Source organism: Actinotalea ferrariae, from assembly GCF_019733465.1.
Lineage (GTDB): Bacteria > Actinomycetota > Actinomycetes > Actinomycetales > Cellulomonadaceae > Actinotalea > Actinotalea ferrariae_A.
The window spans coordinates 1-4,757 of the sequence record NZ_JACVQL010000312.1 but is presented as its reverse complement, the minus strand read 5'-3'; the positions used below and the strand labels follow the sequence as shown (position 1 = coordinate 4,757).

The window sequence follows — 4,757 nt, the reverse complement described above, 5'->3', positions numbered from 1 at the left end:
CGCCGCCGGTCCGGGCGGGCAGCGTCCGCCCGCCGCCGCGGCCGCTGGGCGCACGGACGGGCGCGACGTCCTCCTCGTCGACGCGGACACGTACGGCGGGACGGTCGCCCAGGTGCTGGGCCTGCTCGACGAGGCACCGGGGATCGCGGCCGCCGCGCGCGCCGCGACGACCGGTCGCCTCGACGTGCGGACGCTCGCGGGTCTGAGCGCGCTCGCGGGTGAGCGGCTCCGCGTCCTCACGGGGATCAGCCGCGCGGACCGGTGGCCGGAGGTGCCCGGGCCCAGCCTGGACCTCCTGTGGGGCGTCGCGCGCGAGCTGGCGGCCTGGTCGGTCGTCGACTGCGGCTTCTGCCTCGAGCAGGACGAGGTCCTCAGCTACGACACGCGCGCGCCGCGGCGCAACGCCGCGACCCTGTCGGCGCTCGCGGAGGCCGACGTGGTCGTCGTCGTGGGCGCGGGCGACCCGGTCGGGCTCCAGCGGCTCGTCCGCGCCCTGACGGACCTCGGCGACGTCGGCGTCCCGGCCCACCGGCGGACCGTGGTCGTCAACCGCGTCCGCGCGTCGGCGAGCGGTCCGCGTCCGGGGGACGCGATCCGCGCCGCCCTCGAGCGCTACGCCGGGGTCGAGGAGGTCCACCTCGTGCCGGACGACCGTGCCGCGTGCGACGGGGCCCTGCTGGCCGGGCGCACGCTCGCGGAGCACGCGCCGGCGTCGGCGGCGCGCCGCGCCGTCCAGGCCGTCGCCACCGGGCTCGTCGGCGCGCTCACGCCCGTCGGCGCCGGCTGAGCGGCACACTGGTCCCGTGCGCATCTACCTGCCCTCGAGCCTCGACGAGCTCGGCTCCCGGACCCGGTTCTCGCCCCGGGTCGTGCACGCCGTGACCCCCGGCCTGCGGTCCGCCCTGCCGGACGAGGACGAGGAGGGGCTCGAGTACGCCGCCCAGCTGCTCGCGGCCGACGACAGCCTCGACACGCTCGACACGAGCAGGCGCGCGGGCCGCCGCCGCGTCGTCGTCGCGGCCGACGTCCCGGACGCCGTGGTGGACAGCCTCGACCCGGGGGACCCGGGCACGGACGGGGACGTCGCCCACGCACCGAGCGCCGTCCGCCTCACGAGTGCGGTGGGCTGGGACGACATCGCGTGCGCGCACGTCGACGAGGCGGCCGCGGAGGCCGACGTCGTCGCGGCGGCGGCTGGGGACGAGGCGGCGCTCGAGCGCCTCGCCGAGCGCGACCTGCTCTGGTACGACGTCAGCGAGCTCGGCAGGCTCGCCGCGAGCGTCAAGGGCTGACTCGCCCCGACGCCGGCACGGCGCGACGCCCCGGCCGGGGAGTCGGTCGGCCCTCGGTCAGCCCTCGCCGAAGGGGTCGAGCAGCGCGAGCACCTGGTCGTGCAGCAGGGCGTTGGTCGCGACGGCCGACCCGCCGAACGGTCCCGGGACGCCGCTCAGCGACGTGAACCGTCCGCCCGCCTCGGTGACGATCGGGACGAGCGCCGCCATGTCGTGCAGCGCGAGCTCGGGCTCGGCCGCGACGTCGACGGCGCCCTCGGCCACGAGCACGTAGGACCAGAAGTCGCCGTAGGCGCGCGTGCGCCACACCGAGCGCGTGAGGTCGAGGAACGCCTCGAGCCGTCCGCGCTCCTCCCACCCGCTCAGGCTCGAGTAGGAGAGCGAGGCGTCCTCGAGCCTGCCGACCTGGGACACGTGCAGCCGGCTCGCGGCGGCGAGCGACTTGCCCGTCCACGCCCCCGAACCCACGGCCGCCCACCACCGGCGCCCGAGCGCGGGCGCGCTCACGACCCCGAGCACGGGCTGGCCGTCGTCGACGAGTGCGATGAGCGTCGCCCACACGGGCACGCCGCGGACGAAGTTCTTCGTGCCGTCGATCGGGTCGATGACCCACTGCCGCGGGCCGTGCCCGGTGTCCGGCAGCTCCTCGCCGACGACCGCGTCGCGCGGCCGGGTGCGCGCCAGCTGGGACCGGACGATCTCCTCGGCGCGCCGGTCCGCGTCGGTGACCGGCGTCGTGTCGGGCTTGGTGTCGACCTGCAGGTCCTGCGCCTTGAACCGCGACATGGTCATCGAGTCGACCTGGTCGGCGATCACGTGGGCGAGGCGGAGGTCGTCGTCGTAGCCCGAGCGCGTCATGGCTGCACCGTACCGGTCACGGGTCAGGCCTGGTCGGCGGCCGTCCTCGCGGCGAGCAGGCGTCGCATCGAGTCCACGCGGACCTCCCGCTGCTCGCGCTCGGCGCCCTCAGCCTCCGCGACCCACTCGTCGAGCGCGCAGTCCGGCGCGTCGGCCGCGTGCGTGCACCCGCGCGGGCAGCGCTCGGTGGCGACCGCGGACAGGTCCGCGAACGCCCGGAGCAGGCTGTCGGGCTGCACGTGGGCGAGCCCGAAGGACCGCACGCCCGGGGTGTCGATGACCCAGCCGCCGCGGTCGGGCAGGCGCAGCGCGACCGCCGACGACGACGTGTGCCGGCCGCGTCCGGTGACGTCGTTGACGCTGCCCGTGGCGCGCCGCGCGTCGGGGACGAGGGCGTTGACGAGCGTGGATTTGCCGACGCCGGAGTGGCCGACCAGCACCGACGTGCGGCCCGTGAGCGCGGCCCGGACGTCGTCGAGCCCGTGCCACTGCTCGCCTGTGGTGCCGACCGAGCCGGCCGCGATCGTGGCGTCCCCGTGCGAGCGCGACGTGACCACCACCTCGACGCCGATCGGCGCGTAGAGCTCGACGAGCGGGGCCGGGTCGGCCAGGTCGGCCTTGGTCAGGCACAGGAGGGCGTCCATGCCCGCGTCGTACGCGGCGACGACGCAGCGGTCGATCATCCGGGTGCGCGGCTCGGGGTCCGCGAGCGCCGTCACGATGACGAGGCGGCTCGCGTTGGCCACGATGACGCGCTCGACGGGGTCCGTGTCGTCGGCCGTGCGGCGCAGCACGGTGGCGCGCTCACCGATCCGGACGATCCGCGCGAGCGAGCCCGAGGCGCCGCTCGTGTCGCCGACGACGTCGACCCGGTCCCCGCACACCACACGCTCGCGGCCCAGCTCGCGCGCCTTCATGGCGAGCACGACGCGCTCGTCGTCCGTGTCGGGCGCGACGAGCAGGTGGTACCGGCCGCGGTCGACACCGGTGACGAGCGCCTCGACCGCGTCCTCGTGCCCCGGACGCTGCTTGGTCCGCGGCCGCGAGCCCCGGGGGTTGGGCCGGCTCCGGACGTCGCTCTCGTCGTAGCGCCGGGCACTCACGCGCTGCTCACCTCGGTGGCGCGCGGGGCGGTCGCGCGCGTCGACGTCATGACCACCTCTGCATCAGGCGCGGCCCGGCATCCCGGACCGGCCCAGCATCCCGGACCACATGCCGACGAAGTCGGGCAGCGTCTTGCGCGTCGTCGCCACGTCGACGACCTCCACGCCCGGCACGCGCAGCCCGATGAGCGCGGCAGCGGTCGCCATCCGGTGGTCGTGGTACGTCCGGACGGTCGCGCCGTGGAGCGGCCGCGGCGTGATGACGAGGCCGTCGGCCGTCTGCTCCGCCTGGCCGCCGAGCCGCACGATCTCCGTCGCGAGCGCGGTCAGCCGGTCCGTCTCGTGGTTGCGCACGTGCGCGATGCCGCGCAGCCGCGTAGGCGAGTCGGCGAGCGTCGCGAGCGCGGCGATGGTCGGCGCGATCTCGCCGGCGGCGTGCAGGTCGACGTCGATCCCGCGTACCTCGCCGGTGCCGCGCACGGTGAGCACGTCCCCGTCGAGGGACACACTCCCGCCCATCGCGGTCAGCAGGTCGGGCAGCATCGCGCCCGGCTGCGTCGTCGTCGTGGGCCAGCCGGGCACGCGCACCGTGCCGCCCACCGCGAGCGCCGCGCACAGGAACGGGGCGGCGTTGGACAGGTCGGGCTCGACGCGCACGTCGCGTGCGGCGACGGGCCCGGGGTGGACCTGCCAGATGCCGGGACGCGTGTCGTCGACCACGACGCCCGCCTCGCGCAGCACCGCGACGGTCATCTGGATGTGGGGCAGGCTCGGGAGCGTCCGGCCCGTGTGGCGCACCGTCAGGCCGCGCGGCAGCAGGGCGCCCGCGAGGAGCAGGCCCGAGACGAACTGCGACGACCCGCTCGCGTCGACGTCGACCTGGCCGCCGACGACGGCCGCCGAGCCGGTCACCGTGAAGGGCAGCGTGCCGCGGTCCTCGTCGTCGACCCGTGCCCCGAGCGCACGGAGCGCGCGCAGCACCGGCCCCATGGGCCGCACGCGGGCCTCGGGGTCGCCGTCGAACCGCACGGGACGGCCCGTGAGTGCCGCGACCGGCGGCAGGAAGCGCATCACGGTCCCCGCGAGCCCGCAGTCGACCTCGAGCGGCTGGCCGTCGTCGGGACGCGCGCCGCTCCGGTCGCCCACGGGGGCGGGCGTCACCGACCAGTCGGTGCCGTCCTGCTCGACCCGCGCGCCGAGCTGCTCGAGAGCACGCGCCATGAGCACGGTGTCCCGCGAGGCGAGGGCCCCGCGGAGGCGGCCCGGGCCGTCCGCCAGGGCGGCGAGCACGAGGTAGCGGTTGGTCAGCGACTTGGAGCCCGGGACGTCGACCAGGGCGTCGAGCGGACCGTCCGCGACCGGTGCCGGCCACGGGTCCGCGGGCGCGACGGCGTCGTGGGCGGTCGGCGCGGTGGGCTGCGGCGTCATGGTGCCGAGGCTACCGGCGGGCCCCGACGCGGTGCCCGGCTGTCCGCGTGCGGGTGCGCGGTGGTGCGTCGACGCG

The 4,757-nt window shown here is 76.9% G+C and carries 4 protein-coding genes and 1 pseudogene; 2 read left to right on the top strand and 3 right to left on the bottom strand.

All coding sequences use genetic code 11. The features are described from left to right. Both ICW40_RS18695 and ICW40_RS18690 read left to right on the top strand, forming a co-directional pair. Positions 1 to 787: pseudogene (locus ICW40_RS18695) on the top strand (hypothetical protein); the annotation flags it as partial. A gap of 16 nt (positions 788 to 803) precedes the next feature. After that, entirely contained in the window at positions 804 to 1,292 is a 489-nt protein-coding gene (locus ICW40_RS18690) for a DUF6912 family protein (protein WP_221655502.1), read from the top strand. A 57-nt stretch (positions 1,293 to 1,349) separates the two neighbouring features. Here the strand turns inward: ICW40_RS18690 and hisN are convergent, their stop codons facing one another. The 3 genes from hisN to aroA form a co-directional block, all read right to left on the bottom strand. Then, on the bottom strand, positions 1,350 to 2,150 hold the full coding sequence (gene hisN, locus ICW40_RS18685) for a histidinol-phosphatase (protein WP_221655501.1): 801 nt from the start codon (positions 2,148 to 2,150) through the stop codon (positions 1,350 to 1,352). A gap of 23 nt (positions 2,151 to 2,173) precedes the next feature. Continuing rightward, entirely contained in the window at positions 2,174 to 3,253 is a 1,080-nt protein-coding gene (gene rsgA / locus ICW40_RS18680) for a ribosome small subunit-dependent GTPase A (protein WP_221655500.1), read from the bottom strand. Positions 3,254 to 3,316: 63 nt separating this feature from the next. Next, entirely contained in the window at positions 3,317 to 4,681 is a 1,365-nt protein-coding gene (gene aroA / locus ICW40_RS18675; RefSeq protein WP_221655499.1) for a 3-phosphoshikimate 1-carboxyvinyltransferase, read from the bottom strand. Between the last annotated feature and the right edge of the window lie 76 nt (positions 4,682 to 4,757).